Source organism: Streptomyces sp. V1I1 (genome assembly GCF_030817355.1).
Classification (GTDB): Bacteria; Actinomycetota; Actinomycetes; order Streptomycetales; family Streptomycetaceae; genus Streptomyces.
In genome coordinates this window covers 5,040,815-5,061,884 of record NZ_JAUSZH010000001.1, presented here as the reverse complement: position 1 = coordinate 5,061,884, position 21,070 = coordinate 5,040,815, and the positions used below count along the sequence as shown (strand labels likewise).

Below are 21,070 nucleotides of genomic sequence, written 5' to 3'. Positions count from 1 at the left end.
CGGTATTGCGGCACCCGGATACCGGGCGTACACCTGTCGGTCACGGGACAGCGCACGGGACAGCGCACGGAAGAGACGGGGCAGTGATGCGCACAACTCTTCGTACGACTACGGGCAGGGCCGCAGTGGTGTTCGCCGCCATCGGCGCCCTCGCCATCACCGGCTGCGGCGACAACAAGGACGACACGGCGAAACCGGGCGAGAGCAAGGGCAAGGAGCCCTCAACTACCGTCCAACTGCCCAAGCTGAACGGCGAGAAGATAGAAGTTGCCGCGGTCTGGAGCGGCCCCGAGCAGGAGAACTTCACCAAGGTCCTCAAGGAGTTCGAGAAGCGGACCGGGGCCACGGTCACGTTCGTCCCCGCGCAGGACCCGATCGTCAACTTCCTCGGTACGAAGATCGCGGGTGGCAGTCCGCCCGATGTCGCGATGCTCCCCCAAGTGGGCGCGATCCAGCAGGCCGTACAGCGTAAATGGGCCAAGCCCGTCGGCGCGGAGGCCAAGGCGCAGCTGGCGAAGAACTACTCCAAGGGCTGGCAGGATCTCGGCGCCGTGGACGGCACGCAGTACGGCGTGTACTACAAGGCCGCCAACAAGTCCCTGGTCTGGTACAACAATGCCGCCTTCGAGAACGCGGGCGCGCAGGAGCCGAAGACCTGGAAGGACTTCCTGTCCACGGCCGAGACGATCTCCGCATCGGGCGTCACCCCCGTCTCGGTGGCGGGCGCGGACGGCTGGACGCTCACCGACTGGTTCGAGAACGTCTATCTCTCCCAGGCGGGCCCGGAGAAGTACGACCAGCTCGCACAGCACAAGATCAAGTGGACCGACCCGTCCGTGAAGACCGCGCTGACGACGCTCGGCGAGCTCTTCGGCAAGCCCGCCCTGATCTCGGGCGGCGCGGACGGCGCGCTGCAGACTGAGTTCCCGGCATCTGTCACCCAGACTTTCAGCGGGGGCGACCAGCCCAAGGGCGCGATGGTCTTCGAGGGCGACTTCGTGACCGTCAACATCGCGCAGACAGAAGCCAAGATCGGTACGGACGCGAAGGTGTTCCCGTTCCCGGCGGTCGGCGCGGAGCCTCCGGTGGTGACGGGCGGAGACGCGGCCGTGGCGCTGAAGGACTCCAAGGGCGCGCAGGCGCTGCTGACCTTCCTCGCCTCCCCGGACGCGGCGAAGATCTCGGCCTCGTCGGGCGGGTTCATCTCCCCGAACAAGGCCCTGGACCTCGCCGCGTACCCCAATGATGTGCAGCGCGACATCGCCAAGGCGCTGATCGAGGCGGGCGACGACTTCCGCTTCGACATGTCGGACCAGATGCCGCAGTCATTCGGTGGCACGCCCGGCAAGGGTGAGTGGAAAGCGCTGCAGGACTTCCTGAAGAATCCGAAGGACGTCGCGGGGGCCCAGCAGAAGCTGGAGTCGGACGCGGCCAAGGCGTACAAGAGCTGACGCGGGTGACAGCCGCGGCGACCGCGGGGGGCTCGGCGAGCCCGCAGCCCCCCGTCGGCAAGCGCAAGAGCGTGACAGGCACACGTAAAATCGTCGCGGCCGGCTTTCTGCTGCCCGCGCTGGTGCTGCTGGGCGCGCTCGTGGTCTACCCGATCGGGTACTCGGTCTACCGGTCCTTCTTCGACCAGGCCGGCAGCGGTTTCGCCGGGCTCGACAACTACAAGGAGATCTTCACCGAGGACTCCATCCTGACCGCGGTCAAGAACAACGCGATCTGGGTGGTGGTCGCGCCGACCGTCTCGACGGCGCTCGGTCTGATCTTCGCCGTGCTCACCGAGCGGGTCCGCTGGGGCACGGCCTTCAAGCTGATCGTCTTCATGCCGATGGCGATCTCGATGCTCGCCGCGGGCATCATCTTCCGGCTGGTGTACGAGCAGGATCCGGACCGGGGGGTCGCCAACGCGGTCTGGGTGGGCGTGCACGACACGTTCGCCGAGTCGGCCGGATTCCCCAAGGCGCATCCGCTGCCGGTGCATCCGCTCAAGGCGGGCGGCGGCGGCTCGTTCGTCACGAAGGAGCCGGTGACTGCGGGCAGGGAGGCGCTGCTGCCGCTGGTCGGCGTCGCGCCGGCGAAGATGCCGTCCGACGCGAAGTCCGCGAAGGTGGCGCGGCCGGACGACGGGAAGATCCGCGGGACCGCGTGGCTGGACTTCACCAAGGGCGGCGGCGGCAAGCCGAACGCCATCGACGCGCAGGAGCTCGGCCTCAAGGGCATCAAGGTGGAGGCGGTCAAGGACGGCAAGGTCGTCGCGTCCGCGCGGGCGGGCGCGGACGGTACGTTCACGCTGCCGGCGTCCGCGGAGGGGGCTCAACTGCGGCTGCCCGCCGACAACTTCAGGGAGCCGTACAACGGCGTCAACTGGCTCGGCCCTTCGCTCGTCACACCGGCGATCATCGGCAGTTACGTGTGGATGTGGGCGGGCTTCGCGATGGTGCTGATCGCGGCGGGCCTGGCGAGCGTGCCGCGTGAACTGCTGGAGGCGGCGCGGGTGGACGGCGCGAACGAGTGGCAGGTCTTCCGCAGGGTGACGGTCCCGCTGCTGGCGCCCGTACTCGCGGTGGTGCTGGTCACCCTGATGATCAACGTGCTGAAGATCTTCGACCTGGTCTTCATCATCGCGCCGGGCTCGGCCCAGGACGACGCGAACGTGCTTGCGCTCCAGCTGTACCGGTCGTCGTTCGGCACGGACTCGCACCTGGGGCTCGGCAGCGCGATCGCAGTCCTGCTGTTGCTGCTGGTGATCCCGGTGATGCTGTTCAACATCCGGCGCATGCGAAGGGAGGCCCGCCGATGACCACGACCGACGGTGTGGTGAAGGCGAAGCAGTCCCTCCCCGCACGGATCGCGGCGCGCACGGGCGGCGGCGTGATGCGCGTCTTCCTGGTCCTGGTGGGCCTGTTCTGGCTGATGCCGACGATCGGGCTGCTGCTGTCCTCGCTGCGGGGGCCGGCGGACATCGGCGAGAGCGGCTGGTGGAAGGTTTTCACCACGCCCGCGCAGGTCACCTTCGACAACTACTCGCGTCTGCTGGACAACGAGGCGATCACCGACTCCCTGCTGTCCAGCGTGCTGATCACCGTCCCGGCGACGCTTCTGGTGGTGGTGATCGGCTCGCTGGCCGGTTACGCCTTCGCCTGGATGGACTTCCCGGGTCGCGACTGGTGGTTCATAGCGGTGGTCGCCCTGCTGGTGGTCCCGGTCCAGGTCGCGCTGGTGCCGGTCTCCAGGCTGTTCGGCCAGATCGGCATCTTCGAGACGACGATCGGCGTGATCATCTTCCATGTGGCGTTCGGGCTCCCGTTCGCGATCTTCTTGCTGCGGAACTTCTTCGCGGAGATCCCGAGGGAACTGCTGGAGGCGGCGCGGCTGGACGGGGCGGGCGAGATCCGGCTCTTCACCCGCGTGGTGATGCCCCTGGGCGGCCCGGCGATCGCGTCGCTCGGCATCTTCCAGTTCCTGTGGGTGTGGAACGACATGCTGGTCGCGCTGATTTTCGCGGACTCGGAGAGCGCACCGATCACGGTGGCGCTGCAGCGCCAGGTGAGGCAGTTCGGCAACAACATCGACGTGCTGGCGCCGGGAGCGTTCGTCTCGATGATCATTCCGCTGGCGGTGTTCTTCGCGTTCCAGCGGCAGTTCGTGACGGGAGTGATGGCGGGAGCGGTCAAATAGCCCCAGCACCACTGACGACGGTGCCCCTGGCGAAGTCTGACCAGCGGGCCGCGGTTGCGCGGGGCGGGGTTCGCGGCGCTCCTGGGGCCCGAGGCCCGGCGGCGCGGGGTTGGTGCGCACCGGGGCGGTGGCCGGGGCGGTCGGCGTCTGACGGGGCCGCCGCCACCCGGGTGGCGCCGCGGTCGGCGGCCAGGGGCACGTCCCGGTCCGCGACGCCGCCAACCGGGGCGGCCCGCGGCGCGAAGCTGCCGCACCCAGCGGGACCGAAGACCTCCGCTGTCCGGCCCCGCCGCGCGCGAAGGGGGCCCGGGGGTCTCGCCCCCCGGTCGGGAAGGGGCGGGGTAGGGGAAAAAGCCCCGTCACGCCCGAAGCGCCGCCACCGCCGACCGCGCCAGCTCGTCCAGGTACCCCTTCGGCAACCCCGCCCGCACCACCACCAGCCGCCAGTACAGCGGCCCCACAATCACGTCCAGCGCCCGGTCGGGGTCCGTCGACTCGGGCAGTTCGCCGCGCGCCACCGCGTCCCGTACCACCACTGCCGCCACCCCTTGCTGGCTGTCCAGCAGCGCCGCCTTGATCGCGTCCGAGATTTCCGGGTGACGGGCCGCCTCCACCAGCAGGTCAGGGATGACCTGCGAGGCCACCGGGTGGCGCAGGGCGTGCGACGCCACCTCCAGGAGCGCCCGTACGTCCCCGTGCAGCGAACCCGTCGCCGGCGCCGGCAACCCCTGCGCCGCGAACGCCGAGACCAGGTCCAGCACCAGCGACAGCTTCGACTTCCACCGCCGGTAGACCGCCGTCTTGCCGACGCCCGCCCGCCGCGCGATCCCCTCGATCGACATCCGCGCGAAGCCCACCGCCGCCAGCTCCTCGAAGACGGCGGCGCGAATGGCGTCGGTCACGTCCTCCCGGAGCACTGCGGCTCCCGCCGGCGCACGACGTGGGGTTCCCGGATCCGTGGTCATGCACAGAGCATAGCGGGACGACGAGACGGTTGCGTCGCGACGTAACTCCGTCCTACTCTCCCCGTAGCGACGAAACGGGTCCGTCCCATCGTTGCCCGCCGCCCCCGCCCTGTGGAAAGCGAGCACCGTGAGCAGCCAGACCATCGCCCGGCCACAGCCGGAGCTGCACAAACCCGAGACGGCCGAGACGGACCTCACCGCGCTCGCGGTCCGCCACGGCCTCACCGTCAGCGGCGCCCGCCCCACCCTCCCCGCCTACCTCCGCCGGCTCTGGTCCCGCCGCCACTTCATCGTCGCCTTCGCCACCGCCCGGCTGACCGCCCAGTACAGCCAGGCCAAGCTCGGCCAGGTCTGGCAGGTCATGACCCCCCTGCTCAACGCGACGGTCTACTACTTCATCTTCGGCGTGCTGCTCGACACCAAGAACGGTGTCGCCGACTTCGTCCCGTTCCTCGTGACCGGCGTCTTCATCTGGACCTTCACCTCCAGCTCGATCATGGCCGGCACCCGGGCGATCTCCGGCAACATCGGCCTTGTACAGGCACTGCACTTCCCCCGCGCCAGCCTCCCCATCGCCATCGCGCTCCAGCAGCTCCAGCAGCTGCTCTTCTCACTCGCCGCGCTGGTCGGGATTCTGATCGCCGTCGGGGAGTACCCGCACGTCAGCTGGCTGCTCGCGATCCCCGCACTGCTCCTGCAGGCCGGCTTCAACACCGGCCTCTCGATGATCATGGCGCGGCTGGCCAGCCGGACCCCGGACATCGCCCAGCTGATGCCGTTCGTCCTGCGCACCTGGATGTACGTCTCCGGCGTGATGTGGTCCATCGACAAGGTGCTCAGCCACAACAAGCTGCCCCACCTCGTGATGCTCGCGCTGGAGTGCAACCCCGCCGCCGTCTACATCGACCTGGTGCGCTTCGCCCTCATCGACAGCTTCACCGCCGCCCACCTCCCCCCGCACGTATGGGCTCTCGCCCTGTTCTGGGCAGTGCTCTTCGGGGCCGGCGGATTCGTGTACTTCTGGAAGGCAGAGGAGGAGTACGGCCGTGGCTGACTCCCGCACCACCGCACGCGTCCCCACCGTCGTCGTCGACGGCGTCCACGTCACGTACAAAGTGAACGGCGCCCGCACCGGCCGGGGCAGCGCCACCACCGCCCTCAGCCGGATCATCTCCCGCAAGTCCACCCCCGGTGGGCGTGAGGTGCACGCCGTCAAGGGCGTCAGCTTCGCCGCGTACAAGGGCGAGGCCATCGGCCTGATCGGCTCCAACGGCTCGGGAAAGTCGACCCTGCTCAAGGCGATCGCGGGCCTGCTGCCGCCCTCCGAGGGCAAGGTCTTCACCCAGGGCCAGCCCTCCCTGCTCGGCGTGAACGCCGCGCTGATGGCCGACCTGACCGGCGAGCGCAATGTCATCCTCGGCGGCCTCGCGATGGGCATGACGCGCGAGCAGATCCACGCGCGCTACGACGACATCGTCGACTTCTCGGGGATCAACGACAAGGGCGACTTCATCTCGCTGCCGATGCGTACGTACTCCTCCGGCATGGGCGCCCGGCTGCGGTTCTCCATCGCCGCCGCCAAGAGCCATGACGTCCTGCTGATCGACGAGGCGCTGTCCACGGGCGACGCCCGCTTCCGGCGGCGCAGCCAGGAGCGGATCGACGAGCTGCGCGCGGAGGCGGGCACGGTCTTCCTGGTCAGTCACAGCAACGGCACGATCACCGAGACCTGCGACCGCGCCATCTGGCTGGAAGCCGGGACGCTGCGGATGGACGGCCCGGCGAAGGAAGTCGTCGCCGCGTACGAAGAGTTCACCGGCGGCAAGAAGTAGCAGGGGAGCAGCGAGACGCGGCAGGGAGCGGCAGGAAGCGGCAGGAAATCTGTCGAAATAGCTTTAAAGCGGGCTAAAGTACCGGCCGATGACGACCCATCGGATCGGCCCGCCCCCGCCCGCCTCCGGCCTTCCCCCGGCGCCAGGGACCTCAGACGCCGGCACCGCAAGCCGCCGCGGCACCCGCCCCCACCTCCGGCAAGCCGCCACCCTCGCCGCCGTCTGGGCGGCCACCCGCGTCGGCATGCTCGCCCTGCTTCTCGTCGACCGCGTCGGCGACAGCGGCGTCGCCGGTGAGGTGCACACCCTCTACCGGCGCTGGTACGAACAGCTCGCCCAGGGCGCCTTCCCCCTGAACGACGTCACCTGGCAGTACCCGCCCGGCGCCGCGCTCGTCTTCCTCTCGCCCGGCGCGCTGCCCTGGCTGACGTACTTCCAGGCCTTCGTCGCGCTCACCCTCGCCGCCGACGCCGTCATCACGCTCGCCCTTGCCCGGGCCGGTGTGCGCGGCGCCTGGCTGTGGGTGTGCGGACTGCCACTGCTGCTGCACCTTCCCTACGCGCGCTACGACGTCCAGGTCACCGCCGTCGCCGTGCTCGCGCTGCTGGCCGTGCGGAACCGGCCGCTGATCGGCGGCGCGCTCGCCGGGCTCGGCGCGATGATCAAGGTGTGGCCGCTGCTCACCGTGCTGGGCACGCCCCGGGGACGTACGACACGCGCCGCCTGGCTCTCCGCGGCCGCCTCCGCCGCCGCGCTGCTCGCCGTGCTGTCCCTCGCCTTCACACACAGCCTGGACTTTCTGCGGCAGCAGGGCGCGAGGGGTGTGCAGATCGAGTCGCTCGGCGGGACCGCGCTCCAGCTGGCGCGGAAGGCGGGCTGGCCGGGCTCGGTCAGATACCAGTACGGGGCCTTCGAGTTCGTCGGTCCCTATGTGCCGAGCGTGGCGCGGATCTCCCTGCTGCTGACCGTCGCCGCGGTGTGCTGGCTGCTGCTGTGGCGGTTCAGGGCGACGCGCTGGACGCCCGCCACGCCCTTCGACGCCGCGTTCGCAGCCGTACTGCTCTTCACCGTCACCAGCCGCGTCATCAGCCCGCAGTATCTGATCTGGCTGCTCGGCCTCGCCGCGGTCTGCCTCACCTCCCGGCACACCACCCAGCGCCCGGTCGCGCTCCTGATGCTGCCCGCTGCCGCGCTGAGCGCGCTCGCCTACCCCTTGCTGTACGACGACGTGCTGGCCGGTTCTCCACTAGGCCTGCTGCTCATGGTCGTACGGAACGGGCTGCTGCTCGCCGCGGCGCTGCTCTCCTGCCGACGGCTGTGGGCGGCCACGGCCACCCGGGCCGACTGAGCAGAACGCTCAATCGCCGGACGGGCTTGAAATCAAGCCCGTCCGGCGATTGAGGACAAACCGGCCACCGGGCGGCCCCGGTCAGCCTTCGCCGGTCACCGCGTCAGCTGTGCGTCCGCAGCAGCTGCCGCATCGTCCGCATAGCCACCGACAGGTTCGCCAGGTCGAACGTGTCCGAGCTCTGGATCTCCTCCAGCGTCGAGCGCGCCCGGCCCAGGATCGCCGAGTTCTTCTGCTCCCACGCCTTGAACCGCTCCTCCGGCGTCGAGGCGCCGTTGCCGACGGAGAGCACATCCGCGGTGAGCATGGAGTGCGCCGCGTACAGGTCCTCGCGGATGGAGGCGCGGGCCATCGACTGCCAGCGGTCGGCCCGCGGCAGCTCGATGATCCGGTCCATCAGCTGCGTGATCCGCAGCCGGTCGGCGAGGTCGTAGTACACCTCGGCGACCGCCATCGGCTCCTTCTTCGTACGGTCCGCGATCGCGACGATGTCGAGCGTCGGGAAGGCGGAAGAGAACCCGGCAACCCGCAGCGCGAGTTCCTCGGGCACGCCCGCATCGGTGAGCTCCTGCAGGATGCGCTCGTACCACTCCAGGTCAGCGCCGCGCAGCATCTTCGGCAGCTCGCCCCAGACCTGCTCCACGCGCTCGGCGAAGAAGTCGATGGTCTCGGCGAGCTCCAGCGGCTGCGGCCGGTTGCCCAGCAGCCATCGCGTACCGCGCTCGACGAGGCGGCGCGAGTGCAGCCGGATCCGGGTCTGGACGTCGGCCGCGACCTTGTTGTCGAGAGCCTCGACGGCGTCCCACACCGCGCTGAGACCGAAGATCTCCCGCGCCGCGGTCTGCGCCCGCACGATCTCCTCGACCGACGCGCCCGTCTCCTCCCGCAGCCGGTGCAGGAAGGTCGAACCACCGGTGTTCACCGTGTCGTTGACCAGCACCGTCGTCACGATCTCGCGGCGCAGCGCATGCCCGTCGACCGCCTCGGGGAACCTCTCGCGCAGCGGCCTCGGGAAGTACGCGTGCAGCAGCCGGCGCAGATACGGGTCGTCCGGCAGGGACGTCTTGATCAGCTCGTCCGCCACCGTGATCTTGGTGTAGGCGAGCAGAACGGCCAGCTCGGGCTGGCTGAGTCCCTTGCCCGCGTTCAGCAGTTCACGGATCTGCCGGTCGGTCGGCAGGAATTCAAGTCTGCGGTCGAGCCGCCCTTCGCGCTCCAGGCGCCGAATGAAGCGCTGGTGGGCGTGGAGCAGACTCGGCGCCTGGACGACGGCGTTGGCCAGGGCGACGTTCTGCGCGTAGTTGTTGCGCAGCACGAGCTTGCCGACCTCGTCGGTCATCTCGGCAAGCAGCTTGTTGCGCTGCTTGACGGTCAGATCGCCGTCCGACACAAGGCCGTTGAGCAGGATCTTGATGTTCACCTCGTGGTCGGAGGTGTCCACGCCCGCGCTGTTGTCGATGGCGTCGGTGTTGATCTTCCCGCCGTGGCGGTCGAACTCGATCCGGCCGAGCTGGGTCAGACCCAGGTTGCCGCCCTCGCCGACGACCTTGACCCGCAGGTCCTCGCCGTTGACGCGGATCGCGTCGTTGGCCTTGTCGCCGACGTCCGCGTTGGACTCGGTGGAAGCCTTGACGTACGTACCGATGCCGCCGTTCCACAGCAGGTCCACCGGGGCCTTGAAGATCGCCTTCATCAGCTCGGCGGGCGTCATCTTGGCGATGCCCGCCTTGATGCCGAGCGCCTCGCGCATCTGCGCGTTGACCGGGATCGACTTGGCGCTGCGCGGGTGGATGCCGCCGCCCTGCGACAGCAGCTCCTTGTTGTAGTCGGCCCAGGAGGAGCGGGGCAACTCGAAGAGCCGGCGGCGCTCGGCGTACGAGAGGGCCGCGTCCGGGTTCGGGTCGATGAAGATGTGCCGGTGGTCGAAGGCCGCGACCAGCCGGATGTGCTCGCTGAGCAGCATGCCGTTGCCGAACACGTCGCCGGACATGTCACCGACGCCGACGACCGTGAAGTCCTGGGTCTGGGTGTCGTGGCCGAGCTCGCGGAAGTGCCGCTTGACGGACTCCCACGCGCCGCGGGCGGTGATGCCCATGCCCTTGTGGTCGTATCCGGCGGAGCCGCCCGAGGCGAAGGCGTCACCGAGCCAGAAGTTGTACGAGAGCGCGACTTCGTTGGCGATGTCGGAGAACGTCGCGGTCCCCTTGTCGGCGGCGACGACGAGGTAGGCGTCGTCCTCGTCGTGGCGTACGACGTCGGCCGGCGGCACGACCTCGCCCGCCACCAGGTTGTCGGTGATGTCGAGCAGCGCGGAGATGAAGATCTTGTAGCAGGCGATGCCCTCGGCCAGCCAGGCGTCCCGGTCCACCGACGGGTCCGGGAGCTGCTTGGCGACGAACCCGCCCTTGGCGCCGACCGGCACGATCACGGTGTTCTTGACCATCTGCGCCTTGACCAGGCCGAGGATTTCCGTACGGAAGTCCTCACGCCGGTCGGACCAGCGCAGCCCGCCGCGCGCGACCTTGCCGAAGCGCAGGTGCACACCTTCGACGCGCGGGGAGTACACCCAGATCTCGTACGCCGGGCGGGGCGCCGGCAGATCCGGGATGGCTTGCGGGTCGAACTTCATCGACACATAGCCGTGCTGCGTGAAGCCCGCCGCCTCCTGGAAGAAATTGGTGCGCAGCGTCGCCTTGATGACGGTGAGGAAGGAGCGCAGGATCCGGTCCTCGTCCAGGCTCACGACCTGGTCGAGCGCCCCGTCGAGCTCCTCGAGCAGACCGTCGGTCAGCTCGGTGCCCGCGCGCTGGCGGTCCGGCGACATCCTCGCCTCGAAGAGGGAGACCAGCAGCCGGGTGGTGTGGACGTTGGTACGGAGGGTGTCCTCCATGTAGTCCTGGCTGAAGGTCGAACCGGCCTGGCGCAGGTACTTGGCGTACGCGCGCAGCACCATCGCCTCCCGCCAGTTCAAACCGGCACCCAGCACGAGGGAGTTGAAGCCGTCGTTCTCCGCGTCGCCGGTCCAGACGGCGGCGAAGGCGTCCTGGAAACGCTCGCGGGCGTCGTCGGCGAGGTAGTCGCCGTTGCCCGTGGCCTTCGGCATACGCAGCCCGAAGTCGTAGATCCACGCGCTCGTACGGTCCGAGCAGCGCAGCTCGTGCGGACGCTCGTCGACGACCTCGCAGCCCAGCCGCTGCAGCACCGGCAGCACGGCGGAGAGCGAGACCTGCTCGCCCATGCGGTAGATCTTGAAGCGGCGCTCGCCGGGGCCCGCGCCGACCGGCTCGTACAGGGAGAGCGAGAATTCCTGGCCGGACTGGGTCAGTTGCTCGAGGTGGACCAGGTCGGCGACGGCGGCGCGCGGCGAGTGGTCAGCCTTGTAGCCCTCGGGGAAGGCGTTGGCGTAACGGCGCAGCAGTTCGGCCGCGCGCTCCTCGCCGACCTCGGCGTTCAGCGCCTCGGCGAATCCGTCGGCCCAGGAACGGGCGGCCTCCACCAGCCGGGCCTCGATGCGCTCCTTGTCGGCGTCGGTGAGGTCGGGCAGCTCGGTGCCGACCGGGACGCGGACCACGAAGTGCAGCCGGGAAAGGATCGACTCGGTGTTCCAGGCGGTGAAGTCGACGCTGGTGCCGTTGAGTTCTTCCTTGAGGATCTCGATCAGGCGCAGCCGTACGCCGGTGGTGTACCGGTCGCGCGGCAGGTAGACCAGAGCGGAGTAGTAGCGCCCGTACTCGTCCTGGCGCAGGTAGAGCCGCAGCCGTCGGCGCTCTTGGAGGTAGAGCACGCTGGTGACGATGGAGCGCAGCTGGTCGACGGGCGTCTGGAAGAGCTCGTCGCGCGGGTAGGTCTCCAGGATCTGCAGCAGGTCGCGGCCGTCGTGGCTGTGGGGCGAGAAGCCGGCGCCCTCCAGGACCTCGGCGACCTTGCGGCGGATGACCGGGACGCGGCGGACGGACTCGGTGTACGCGGCGGAGGAGAACAGGCCGAGGAAGCGGCGCTCGCCGACGACCTCGCCCTTGGCGTTGAACTTCTTGACGCCCACATAGTCGAGGTAGCTGGGCCGGTGCACGGTCGAGCGGCTGTTGGCCTTGGTCAGTACGAGCAGCTTGTGCTCGCGGGCCTTCTTGCGGGCGTCGGCGGGCAGCCGGCTGAAGGACGGGCTGACCGGGTGGGTCTCGTCGGCGCTGTGGTGGGGGTCGGAGCGCAGAATGCCGAGGCCGGTGCCGGGCACGGCGGCCAGCGAGTCGTTCTCGGTGAGCTCGTACTCCCGGTAGCCGAGAAAGGTGAAGTGGTCGTCGGCGAGCCAGCGCAGCAGCTCGCGCGCCTCGTCGAGCTCCTGGTCGCGCAGATCGTCGGCGGTCGGCTCGCTCGGCAGCTCTTCGGCGATGCGCAGCGCGGCGTCGCGCATCTTCTCCCAGTCCTCGACGGCCTCGCGCACGTCCGACAGGACGCGCAGCAGGTCGGAGGTGATCTGCTTCAGATCGGCCCGGTCGGTCTCACGGTCGAACTCGACGTGGATCCAGGACTCGACGAGCGCGTCGTGCGGCAGCGCCCTGCCCTCGGCCTTGGCCTTGCCATTGGTCTCGCTGGGCAGCACCTCGATGAGCTTGCCCGTGACATCCCGGCGGACGATGACCTGCGGGTGGATCACTACATGGATGCCTCGGCCCTGCCGGGAGAGCTCATTGGTGACCGAGTCGACGAGGAAGGGCATGTCGTCGGTGACAACCTCGACCACGGAGTGGCTGCACGTCCAGCCGTTCTCCTCGATGGTCGGGGTGTGAACCCGCACATTGGCCGTCCCCTGCGGGCGGTTTTCGGCGAGCCGGTAGTGGGAAAGTGCCGCGCCAAAGATGTCGACCGGGTCGCGGTCGGCGAGGTCCTCGGGAGCGGTGTGCAGGTAGTAGCGCTGGAGGTACGAGAGCAGGGTGTCCTGGTCGGGACGCTCCCCTTGCTCGGCCCCAGTCGGAAGGTGCCCCCCGACCGGGCTGTTCTCAGCTACCCGGGCGGCCCGTGTGAGCAGCTCGGCCTTGGCTTCGTCCAGCTTGGTCTGCATGTCCTCTGGCTCCTGTCGCGCGCCGTTGCGTGACGTAGGTGAAAGAAAAAGCGACGCAACGCCACGACGCGGGGTATCCGGTCGGAGTCGACGCTATGCCGCGATGAGAGATGTCCGAGCCGTTATTGGCCAATTTTGGCAGCCGGGCCGGAACGAGAAGATCAACGATCGCCCGGGCGCTGTGGCGCTCCGGGCGCAGGCCGGGGGCTTCGCTGCCCCCACGGCATATAGCGCTGATCACGGGTCAAGGCTATCGCCCCGCCCCCCCGACCCGTCATGAGCCGTATGTGTACAAAAGCGGGGCCGGAAGTTTGACACTCTGGACAGCGACAAAGGCCCACTCTTGGCAAACAGCCCGCCGCGGTGCAGGTTGGCGGTGACGACACGGCGCCCCCGCGAGCGGCGCCACCGCCCTGCACCCACGGCAGGGAACCGTCGACAGCCCGACACCGGGAGCAGCCATGACAGCGAAGATCCTGATCGTCACCGGCGACGCAGCCGAGTCCCTCGAAGTCCTCTACCCGTACCAGCGACTGCGGGAGGAGGGGTACGAGGTCGACATCGCGGCCCCCGCCCGCAAGAAGCTGCAGTTCGTCGTGCACGACTTCGAGCCGGGCTTCGACACGTACACCGAGAAGCCGGGCTACACCTGGCCCGCGGACCTCGCCTTCTCGGAGGTCGACCCCGGACAGTACACAGCGCTGGTGATCCCGGGCGGCCGCGCCCCGGAGTACCTGCGCAACGACCCTGAGCTCCGCAAGATCCTGAAGTCCTTCTTCGACGCGGACAAACCGGTGGCCCAGATCTGCCACGGCCCGCTGCTGACGGCGGCGATCGGCAGCCTGGAGGGCCGCCGGGTCACCGCATACCCAGCTCTGGAACTGGACATGCAGGCAGCGGGAGCCAGCTTCCAGGACGTGGAGGCGGTGGTCGACGGCACCCTGGTCTCCTCCCGTGCCTGGCCGGACCACTCGGCCTGGATGCGGGAGTTCCTGAAGGTGCTACGAGCGAAGGCACCGGTGGCGTAGCGGAGCGATCGGACCGCTGCCCGCGTCTGAAGGCGGCGGGCCGGTAGAGGTTGGCCGGCGCCAGGCCTGGTGCGTGCGGGTTCACCCCGCGGCGGGGCGGACCGCGGCGCGCGCGTCTGAAGGCGGCGGGGGCGGTCGGGGCTGCCCCGCCCACGGAGTCCCCACGGAGTCGTGCGTGCGGGCTCACGCCACCAGGCGCAAGGCCTCCTCCACCGCCTCGGCGAGCGTGTCCACCACCGGCACGCCCACCGCCTCCAGGCTGGACCTGCTGTGCGAGCCGCCCGTGTACAGCACCGCCAGCGCACCCACGTGCGCCGCCGCCACCGCGTCGTCGACCGCGTCGCCGACCACCACCGTGCGGCCCGGCTGGACGGCCCCGTCCAGCGCCCGGAGGTGGCGCTCCATGTGGAGCGCCTTGCCGCCGCCCGACGGCCCGGTCCGCCCGTCCACGCGTATGAAGTGGCTCTCGATGCCGTACCCCCGCACGACCGGGACCAGCTGCTCGTGCCCGTACATGCTGAGCAGCGACTGGCTGCGCCCGGCCAGCTGCCACTCCCGCAGCAGCTCCTCGACGCCCTCGGTCAGCCCGCAGCCGATCCGGTGCTCGCTGTAGTGCCGGTGGAAGGCCTCGTCCATGACCTCCCACTCCGCGTCCGACGGCAGCCGGCCCATCAGCCGCTCGTAGAACCGGGGAATCGGCACGCAGTACAGCTCGCGGTAGCGCTCGAGCGTGATCGGCTCCAGGCCTATCTCCGCGAAGGCGGCGTTCGTCGCCCCGATGACCGCCTTGATGTCGTCGAGCAGTGTGCCGTTCCAGTCCCAGACCAGATGCGTGCTGTGCTTCCCCATACGAAAAACGGTACCGGCCGGGTCTGACAACGCACGGCCCGGACCGGAAACCGGGCGCTTCAGGCGGATCGGGCGCCTGCCTCAGCTGATGAGGTTCGGGATCTCCTGCACCCCGTACCAGAGCAGCTCGTGGTCCTCCGCCCCGTCCACCGTGAACTGCGCGTCGTCGTCGCCCTGGTCCGCCGCCCCCAGAGCGTCCGCCGCCGCGGACACGTCGCCGACCGCGTCGTCGCCATCGACATGGACCGCCGCCGCCTTGGCCAGCGGCACCGCGGACCCGACCCGCACCTCGCCCAGCGCGCTCGCGACGAGCACCCGGTCGGGGTCGGCGACCGCGTCCTGGTCCCGTACGTCGATGGCGACGACCACCCGGCGCCGGGCCGCGTCAGGGTCACCGGCGAGCAGCCGCAGGGACGCGGCCGCGGCGCGGTTGAGCGCGGCGTACTCGAGCTCCTCGATGTCGTCGGAGACGTACCACTCGCGCAGCCCCGGAGTGACGGCATAGGCGGTCAGCGGGCCGGGCCCCAGTTCGCCCGTCTTGTGCGCCTCTGCGAGACCGGAGAGGGTCAGGGGAACGTAGACGCGCATGGCTGGCCGCTTTCGTAGTCGGAGACGCCCTCAGGATACGTGCGAGGTCCCCCTTCGGAGTGCCGCTCCCGGCCTCGCGCACCGTCAGCGGACAAAGCCCCCGCCCCGCCCGGCGACGGCCCCCAGGACGCCACTCCTCACCCTGATAGGTGAATCTACGGCGCCGCCTCCTCGTCGGACAGCGCGCATTGCGGACGGCGCAGCCCGCCCCATAAAAGATCACCAGTGAAGTTACCGCCCGGTATCGACCGGGCCCGGCTCAACGGGGGCGATCTGCATGGACAGGACCCGGCCCGCAGGGCGGCGCGACCAGCGCCGTCCCGCCGTGGCGGCGGCAGCGGCGATGGCACGCGCACGGCGGCAGCACAAGCCGCACTACTGGTTTGCCGACCGCCTGCTCGCGGTGCTCAGCGGCCAGCGCCCGGTGCACTGGATGCTCGGACACACGATCGGGGAGGCATACGAACAGCTGGTGCGGCTCGCCCCGGGAGCCCCGCTGCGGCCGGCGGAGCGGGTGACGCCGGTCGTCCGCCACTGCGGCGAGTACCACCCGGGCCCGGGCGTGATCGAGGCCTTCGCCAGAATCGGCTCGGGAGACCGGGTCAGCGCGATGGCCTTCCGCCTCGAACAGGGCGCGGACCAGCGCTGGCGCTGCGCCGCGGTTGAGCTGGGCGGTGAACGCGTGAGCACACACGCGGCCGGCTAACGGCAGGCAGCGGGCCAGGCAGCCCCGCCCGGCCGACGGCCTCGGCGCACACCGCCGCCCTTCGGCAAGCGCGGCGCTCACTCCGCAGCCAGTCGCGCCGCCTGGATTTCCTGCACCTGCCGCGCCACCTGCAGGAAGTCCAGGATCGTGGCGAGCTGCTCCTCGTCGTAGCGGCTCAACGCCTCCGCCGCCGCGGCACCCACAGGCAGATAGACCTCCGCCTCGGCCGCGCCCGCGGCCTCCGTGGCCGTGACCAGGACCCGCCGCCGGTTGGCCGCGTCGCGCGTACGGGCGACCAGGCCGGCCCGCTCCAGGCGGTCGATGACCGTCGTCGTCGCCGCCGGACTGAGCTTCAGCGCGGTGCTCAGCTCACCGGCCGACAGCGGCCCCTTGCCCAGCACCAGGTCGAGACAGCGAAGGTCGGTGCGGTTCACCCCGAGCCGCGCGGCGGCGGCCTCGTCGAACGCGTCGAAGCTCTGCTGCAGCGACCGGAGCTGCTGGGCGACGCTCTCTATAAACACTTCTTTCGACATTCGAATCTTTCTGGTATCGTAAGTTTCGTTGGTCGTAAGGATAACATCAGGAGGGCAAAGCCATGGGTACCCAGCAGCACAAGAGCGACGGTCGCGTCGACAGTCACATCGAGGACCTCTTCCAGCGCTTCATGCAGGCCTGGACCGACGGCGACGCGGTCGCCTTCGGCGCCTGCTTCACCGAGGACTCGGACTACGTCTCGTACGACGGCACACGAGCCGTGGGGCTCGCCGAGCACCAGGCCAACCACGACAAGCTGTTCCGCGGGGTGCTCACCGGCTCCGCCCTCGTCGGCGAAATCGAGGCGATCCGCTACGTCACGCCCGACGTCGCGATCGTGTACGGCACCGCGTCCGTGCTCATGCCGTGGCGCTCCAAGCTCCCCAAGCGCCGCTTGTCGCGCCAGACGATCGTCGTCGTGAACACCGACGACGGCTGGCGGATCACCGCCATCCACAACGGCCGGGTGCGCCCCGTCACCGTCCCCGCACCCGACTCGATGCCGTCGAGGATGTCGCAGGCGATGACCCGGACCGCGCGCCGCCTCGGCCTGGGCCGCGCCACCGCCGGCCCCTGAGCACCAAGAGAACGGAAAGCGAAACGGCCGGGGCCGGACACCGCAATGGATGTCCGGCCCCGGCCTTACGACTCTCGTACAGGCGCTACTTCTTGCGGCGGCGCCCGCCGCCCTTCTGCGCCTTACGCCGCTCCGCCCGCGTCAGCCCGTCCGAATCCGATCGCGCAGGCTGCCCGTCGCTGTCGAAGTCGCCCTCGACGACGCCGCCCTCCCCGTCCACCGTGGGAGCGGAGAAGTGCAGCCGGTCGGGCCGCTGCGGGGCGTCGAGCCCCTTCGCGCGGATCTCCGGACGGGACGCGCCCGCCGGAACCGCATCCTCCTTGGCGAGCGAGGTCCGCTCCGCCGCGTCCTGCACCGGGACCTCCTCGACCTGCTGCTCGACCTGGACCTCCAGGTTGAACAGGTAGCCGACGGACTCCTCCTTGATGCCCTCCATCATGGCGGTGAACATGTCGAAGCCCTCGCGCTGGTACTCCACCAGCGGGTCCTTCTGCGCCATGGCGCGCAGGCCGATGCCCTCCTGGAGGTAGTCCATCTCGTAGAGGTGCTCGCGCCACTTGCGGTCCAGTACGGACAGCACCACGCGCCGCTCGAGTTCACGCATGATGTCCGAGCCGAGCTGCTTCTCGCGCTCGTCGTACTGCTCGTGGACGTCGTCCTTGATGGACTCGGCGATGAATTCGGCGGTGATCCCGGCCCGGTCGCCGGCCGCCTCCTCCAGCTCCTCGATGGTGGCCTTCACCGGGTAGAGCTGCTTGAACGCGCCCCACAGCCGGTCCAGGTCCCACTCCTCCGCGAAGCCCTCGACGGTCTCCGCCTGGATGTACGCGTCGATGGTGTCGTCCATGAAGTGGCGCACCTGCTCGTGCAGGTCCTCGCCCTCCAGGACGCGGCGGCGCTCGGCGTAGATGACCTCGCGCTGCCGGTTGAGGACCTCGTCGTACTTCAGGACGTTCTTACGCGTCTCGAAGTTCTGCTGCTCGACCTGGGACTGGGCCGACGCGATCGCGCGCGTGACCATCTTGTTCTCGATCGGCACGTCGTCGGGGACGTTGGCCATCGACATCACGCGCTCGACCATCTGCGCCTTGAACAGCCGCATCAGGTCGTCACCCAGGGAGAGATAGAAGCGGGACTCGCCCGGGTCGCCCTGACGGCCGGAGCGACCGCGCAGCTGGTTGTCGATACGCCGCGACTCGTGCCGCTCGGTGCCCAGGACATAGAGCCCGCCGAGGTCGGTCACCTCGTCGTGCTCGGCCCTGACGGCCTCCTCGGCGCGCTCCAGCGCGGCGGGCAGGGCCGCGGCCCACTCCTCGACATGCTCGACCGGGTCCAGGCCGCGCTGGCGCAGCTCCGCCTCGGCGAGGTCGTCGGGGTTGCCGCCGAGCTTGATGTCCGTACCACGTCCGGCCATGTTCGTCGCGACCGTGACCGCGCCCTTGCGGCCGGCCTGGGCGACGATCGTCGCCTCCCGGTCGTGCTGCTTGGCGTTGAGGACCTCGTGCTGGACGCCTCGCTTGTTGAGCTGCTGCGAGAGGTACTCGGACTTCTCGACCGAGGTGGTGCCGACCAGGATCGGCTGGCCCTTCTCGTGCTTCTCGGCGATGTCGTCGACGACGGCCGCGAACTTGGCGACCTCGGTCCGGTAGATCAGGTCGGACTGGTCCTTGCGGACCATCGGCTTGTTCGTCGGGATCGGCACGACGCCCAGCTTGTAGATCTGGTGGAACTCGGCGGCCTCGGTCATCGCCGTACCGGTCATGCCGGAGAGCTTGCCGTAGAGGCGGAAGAAGTTCTGCAGGGTGATCGTGGCGAGGGTCTGGTTCTCGTCCTTGATGTCCACCCCTTCCTTCGCCTCGATCGCCTGGTGCATGCCCTCGTTGTAGCGGCGGCCGGCGAGGATACGGCCGGTGTGCTCGTCGACGATCATGACTTCGCCGTCGATGACGACGTAGTCCTTGTCGTTCTTGAAGAGTTCCTTGGCCTTGATCGCGTTGTTCAGGTACCCGACAAGGGGGGTGTTCACCGACTCGTAGAGGTTGTCGATGCCCAGCCAGTCCTCGACCTTCGCGACACCCGACTCATGGATGGCGACGGTCCGCTTCTTCTCGTCGACCTCGTAGTCGCCGGTCTCCTCGATGCCCTTGAGCGGGTTGCCCGCCTCGCCCTTGGTCAGGCGCGTGACCAGCTTGGCGAAGTCGCCGTACCACTTGGTGGCCTGGTCGGCGGGGCCGGAGATGATCAGCGGCGTACGGGCCTCGTCGACGAGGATCGAGTCCACCTCGTCGACGACGGCGTAGTTGTGGCCGCGCTGGACGAGCTCGTCCTTGGACCAAGCCATGTTGTCGCGCAGGTAGTCGAAGCCGAACTCGTTGTTCGTGCCGTACGTAATGTCGCAGTTGTACTGTTCGCGACGTTGCGCCGGAGTCATGTTGGCGAGGATGCAGCCGACGCTCAGGCCCAGGAACTTGTGGACGCGGCCCATCATCTCGGAGTCGCGCTCGGCCAGATAGTCATTGACCGTGATCAGGTGGACGCCCTTGCCCGAGAGGGCGTTGAGGTACGCGGGCAGCGTGCCGACGAGGGTCTTGCCCTCACCGGTCTTCATCTCGGCGACGTAACCGAGGTGCAGCGCGGCGCCGCCCATCATCTGTACGTCGTAGTGACGCTGACCGAGGACGCGCTTGGCGGCCTCGCGGACGGTCGCGAACGCCTCGGGGAGCAGGTCGTCCAGACTTTCGCCGTCGGCGTAGCGCTCCTTGTATTCGTCTGTGAGCGCCCGCAACTCGGCGTCGGAGAGGTTGACGAAGTCCTCTTCGATGGAGTTGACCTGGTCCGCGATGCGGTGCAGTTTGCGCAGGATCTTGCCTTCGCCTGCACGCATGAGCTTGTTGAAGACGGACACTGAGGTTGGTCTCCTTGCCAATCGGGCCTGGCACTGGGTCGTGTTATGGACACTGGCGCGGGCACGGCAGGTGGGCCCCACCGCAACGGCCATCGTAAGCGAGGACCCCACCAGGTCGGGAGGTCCGCCGTCAGCCAGGCCTGCTGTCATCCGCAAATAGAACGCGCGGGACGCGTGGAAGGTGCCGGTGAGGTACGAAAAGTGCTCGCTTCCCTCCGCGGACCTGACAAGAATCCGGCTATGGAGCCGATCACCCTCACCACCGAGCGCCTGCTGCTGCGCACGTTCACGACCGACGATACGGAGGCGGTGTACCAGGCCTGCCAGGATCCCGACATCCAGCGGTGGACGACGGTTCCCTCGCCTTACGAGCGGCAGCACGCGGCCGACTTCACCGGGCAGATGGTGCCGGACGGCTGGCACTCCGGAACGATGTGCACCTTCGCGGTACTGCCGCGCGCGGGCGGCCCGCTGATGGCGTCGGTCGCGGTGACCCTGCGCACTTTGTCGGGCACCTGGGAGATCGGCTTCTGGACGGCCAAGGAGCACCGCGGGCGCGGCATCATGGCGGAGACCGTGGGGGCCGTGGCGCACTGGGCCTTCGCCGGGCTGGGCGCGACGCGCCTCGAGTGGCGGGCGGAGGTGGGCAACGCGGGCTCGCGGGCCGTCGCCGAGAAAGCCGGCTTCGTCGTCGAGGGGGCGCTGCGCGCGGCCCTGCTCAACAAGGACACCCTCAGGGACACCTGGGTGGGCGCTCTACTCCCGTCCGACCTGGGACTGACGAGCACCCATCCGTATCTCCCGACCCGGAGCTGACGGGAGGCGGAGATGACGGGACGGGGATGACAGGACGGGGATGACAGGGCGAGGCCTGGCCTGGCCTGCCGATGCCGGGCCTGACGATGCCGGGCCTGCCTGGCAGGGAGCCGGGCCTGGCAGGGCCTCGCGGCCGGGCCGGTTGTCCGCCCGGGCCGATTGTCAGTGCCGCCGTCTAGGGT

Annotated in this window: 16 protein-coding genes; 10 read left to right on the top strand and 6 right to left on the bottom strand. The window is 69.4% G+C overall.

The window, feature by feature from the left end; genetic code table 11:
* Window positions 1-86 precede the first annotated feature (86 nt).
* From QFZ67_RS23770 to QFZ67_RS23760, 3 genes are read left to right on the top strand one after another with little or no spacing between them, the layout of a single operon-like run.
* Complete coding sequence (locus tag QFZ67_RS23770) at window positions 87-1,451, top strand: ABC transporter substrate-binding protein (protein WP_307663095.1); 1,365 nt, start codon at window positions 87-89, stop codon at window positions 1,449-1,451.
* Between the two features lie 5 nt (window positions 1,452-1,456).
* Window positions 1,457-2,806 carry a carbohydrate ABC transporter permease gene (locus tag QFZ67_RS23765; RefSeq protein ID WP_373430102.1) on the top strand — a complete coding sequence of 450 codons (1,350 nt, stop codon included), beginning with the start codon at window positions 1,457-1,459 and terminating at the stop codon, window positions 2,804-2,806.
* Window positions 2,803-3,684, top strand: a complete 882-nt coding sequence (locus tag QFZ67_RS23760; protein WP_307663093.1) for a carbohydrate ABC transporter permease — start codon at window positions 2,803-2,805, stop codon at window positions 3,682-3,684. Before QFZ67_RS23765 ends, QFZ67_RS23760 begins: the two co-directional genes overlap by 4 nt.
* 359 nt (window positions 3,685-4,043) lie before the next feature.
* Here the strand turns inward: QFZ67_RS23760 and QFZ67_RS23755 are convergent, their stop codons facing one another.
* Window positions 4,044-4,649, bottom strand: coding sequence for a TetR/AcrR family transcriptional regulator (locus QFZ67_RS23755; RefSeq protein WP_307663092.1), 606 nt, complete (start codon window positions 4,647-4,649; stop codon window positions 4,044-4,046).
* A gap of 142 nt (window positions 4,650-4,791) precedes the next feature.
* Between QFZ67_RS23755 and QFZ67_RS23750 the strand changes: the two genes are divergently transcribed.
* The 3 genes from QFZ67_RS23750 to QFZ67_RS23740 all read left to right on the top strand — a co-directional run bounded on the left by QFZ67_RS23750 (window position 4,792) and on the right by QFZ67_RS23740 (window position 7,829).
* Entirely contained in the window at window positions 4,792-5,703 is a 912-nt protein-coding gene (locus QFZ67_RS23750) for an ABC transporter permease (protein ID WP_307665944.1), read from the top strand.
* Window positions 5,696-6,481 (top strand): ABC transporter ATP-binding protein, encoded by a 786-nt coding sequence (locus tag QFZ67_RS23745; RefSeq protein ID WP_307663091.1) that lies wholly within the window; start codon window positions 5,696-5,698, stop codon window positions 6,479-6,481. The genes QFZ67_RS23750 and QFZ67_RS23745 overlap by 8 nt, the downstream gene beginning before the upstream one ends.
* An 88-nt stretch (window positions 6,482-6,569) precedes the next feature.
* Window positions 6,570-7,829: a glycosyltransferase family 87 protein gene (locus QFZ67_RS23740; protein WP_307663090.1), complete on the top strand. Its 1,260-nt coding sequence runs from the start codon at window positions 6,570-6,572 to the stop codon at window positions 7,827-7,829.
* A gap of 103 nt (window positions 7,830-7,932) precedes the next feature.
* Here the strand turns inward: QFZ67_RS23740 and QFZ67_RS23735 are convergent, their stop codons facing one another.
* On the bottom strand, window positions 7,933-12,885 hold the full coding sequence (locus tag QFZ67_RS23735; protein ID WP_307663089.1) for an NAD-glutamate dehydrogenase: 4,953 nt from the start codon (window positions 12,883-12,885) through the stop codon (window positions 7,933-7,935).
* A gap of 461 nt (window positions 12,886-13,346) precedes the next feature.
* Here QFZ67_RS23735 and QFZ67_RS23730 point away from each other — a divergent pair, with 461 nt between their 5' ends.
* A complete protein-coding gene (locus tag QFZ67_RS23730; protein WP_307663088.1) occupies window positions 13,347-13,913 on the top strand; it encodes a DJ-1/PfpI family protein in 567 nt (188 codons plus the stop codon).
* Window positions 13,914-14,096: 183 nt separating this feature from the next.
* Here the strand turns inward: QFZ67_RS23730 and QFZ67_RS23725 are convergent, their stop codons facing one another.
* Window positions 14,097-14,762 carry an HAD family hydrolase gene (locus tag QFZ67_RS23725; RefSeq protein ID WP_307663087.1) on the bottom strand — a complete coding sequence of 222 codons (666 nt, stop codon included), beginning with the start codon at window positions 14,760-14,762 and terminating at the stop codon, window positions 14,097-14,099.
* A gap of 81 nt (window positions 14,763-14,843) precedes the next feature.
* Window positions 14,844-15,350, bottom strand: a complete 507-nt coding sequence (locus QFZ67_RS23720) for a hypothetical protein (protein WP_307663086.1) — start codon at window positions 15,348-15,350, stop codon at window positions 14,844-14,846.
* Between the two features lie 277 nt (window positions 15,351-15,627).
* Here QFZ67_RS23720 and QFZ67_RS23715 point away from each other — a divergent pair, with 277 nt between their 5' ends.
* Window positions 15,628-16,056, top strand: a complete 429-nt coding sequence (locus tag QFZ67_RS23715) for an Rv3235 family protein (protein WP_307663085.1) — start codon at window positions 15,628-15,630, stop codon at window positions 16,054-16,056.
* A 77-nt stretch (window positions 16,057-16,133) separates the two neighbouring features.
* On the opposite strand, the gene QFZ67_RS23710 is transcribed toward QFZ67_RS23715, so the two are convergent.
* On the bottom strand, window positions 16,134-16,589 hold the full coding sequence (locus QFZ67_RS23710; protein ID WP_307663084.1) for a MarR family winged helix-turn-helix transcriptional regulator: 456 nt from the start codon (window positions 16,587-16,589) through the stop codon (window positions 16,134-16,136).
* A 62-nt stretch (window positions 16,590-16,651) separates the two neighbouring features.
* Here QFZ67_RS23710 and QFZ67_RS23705 point away from each other — a divergent pair, with 62 nt between their 5' ends.
* Window positions 16,652-17,167: an SgcJ/EcaC family oxidoreductase gene (locus tag QFZ67_RS23705; RefSeq protein WP_307663083.1), complete on the top strand. Its 516-nt coding sequence runs from the start codon at window positions 16,652-16,654 to the stop codon at window positions 17,165-17,167.
* 85 nt (window positions 17,168-17,252) lie between these two features.
* On the opposite strand, the gene secA is transcribed toward QFZ67_RS23705, so the two are convergent.
* Complete coding sequence (gene secA / locus QFZ67_RS23700; RefSeq protein ID WP_307663082.1) at window positions 17,253-20,072, bottom strand: preprotein translocase subunit SecA; 2,820 nt, start codon at window positions 20,070-20,072, stop codon at window positions 17,253-17,255.
* Between the two features lie 240 nt (window positions 20,073-20,312).
* Between secA and QFZ67_RS23695 the strand changes: the two genes are divergently transcribed.
* Complete coding sequence (locus tag QFZ67_RS23695) at window positions 20,313-20,888, top strand: GNAT family N-acetyltransferase (protein WP_307663081.1); 576 nt, start codon at window positions 20,313-20,315, stop codon at window positions 20,886-20,888.
* The last annotated feature ends 182 nt before the right edge of the window (window positions 20,889-21,070 follow it).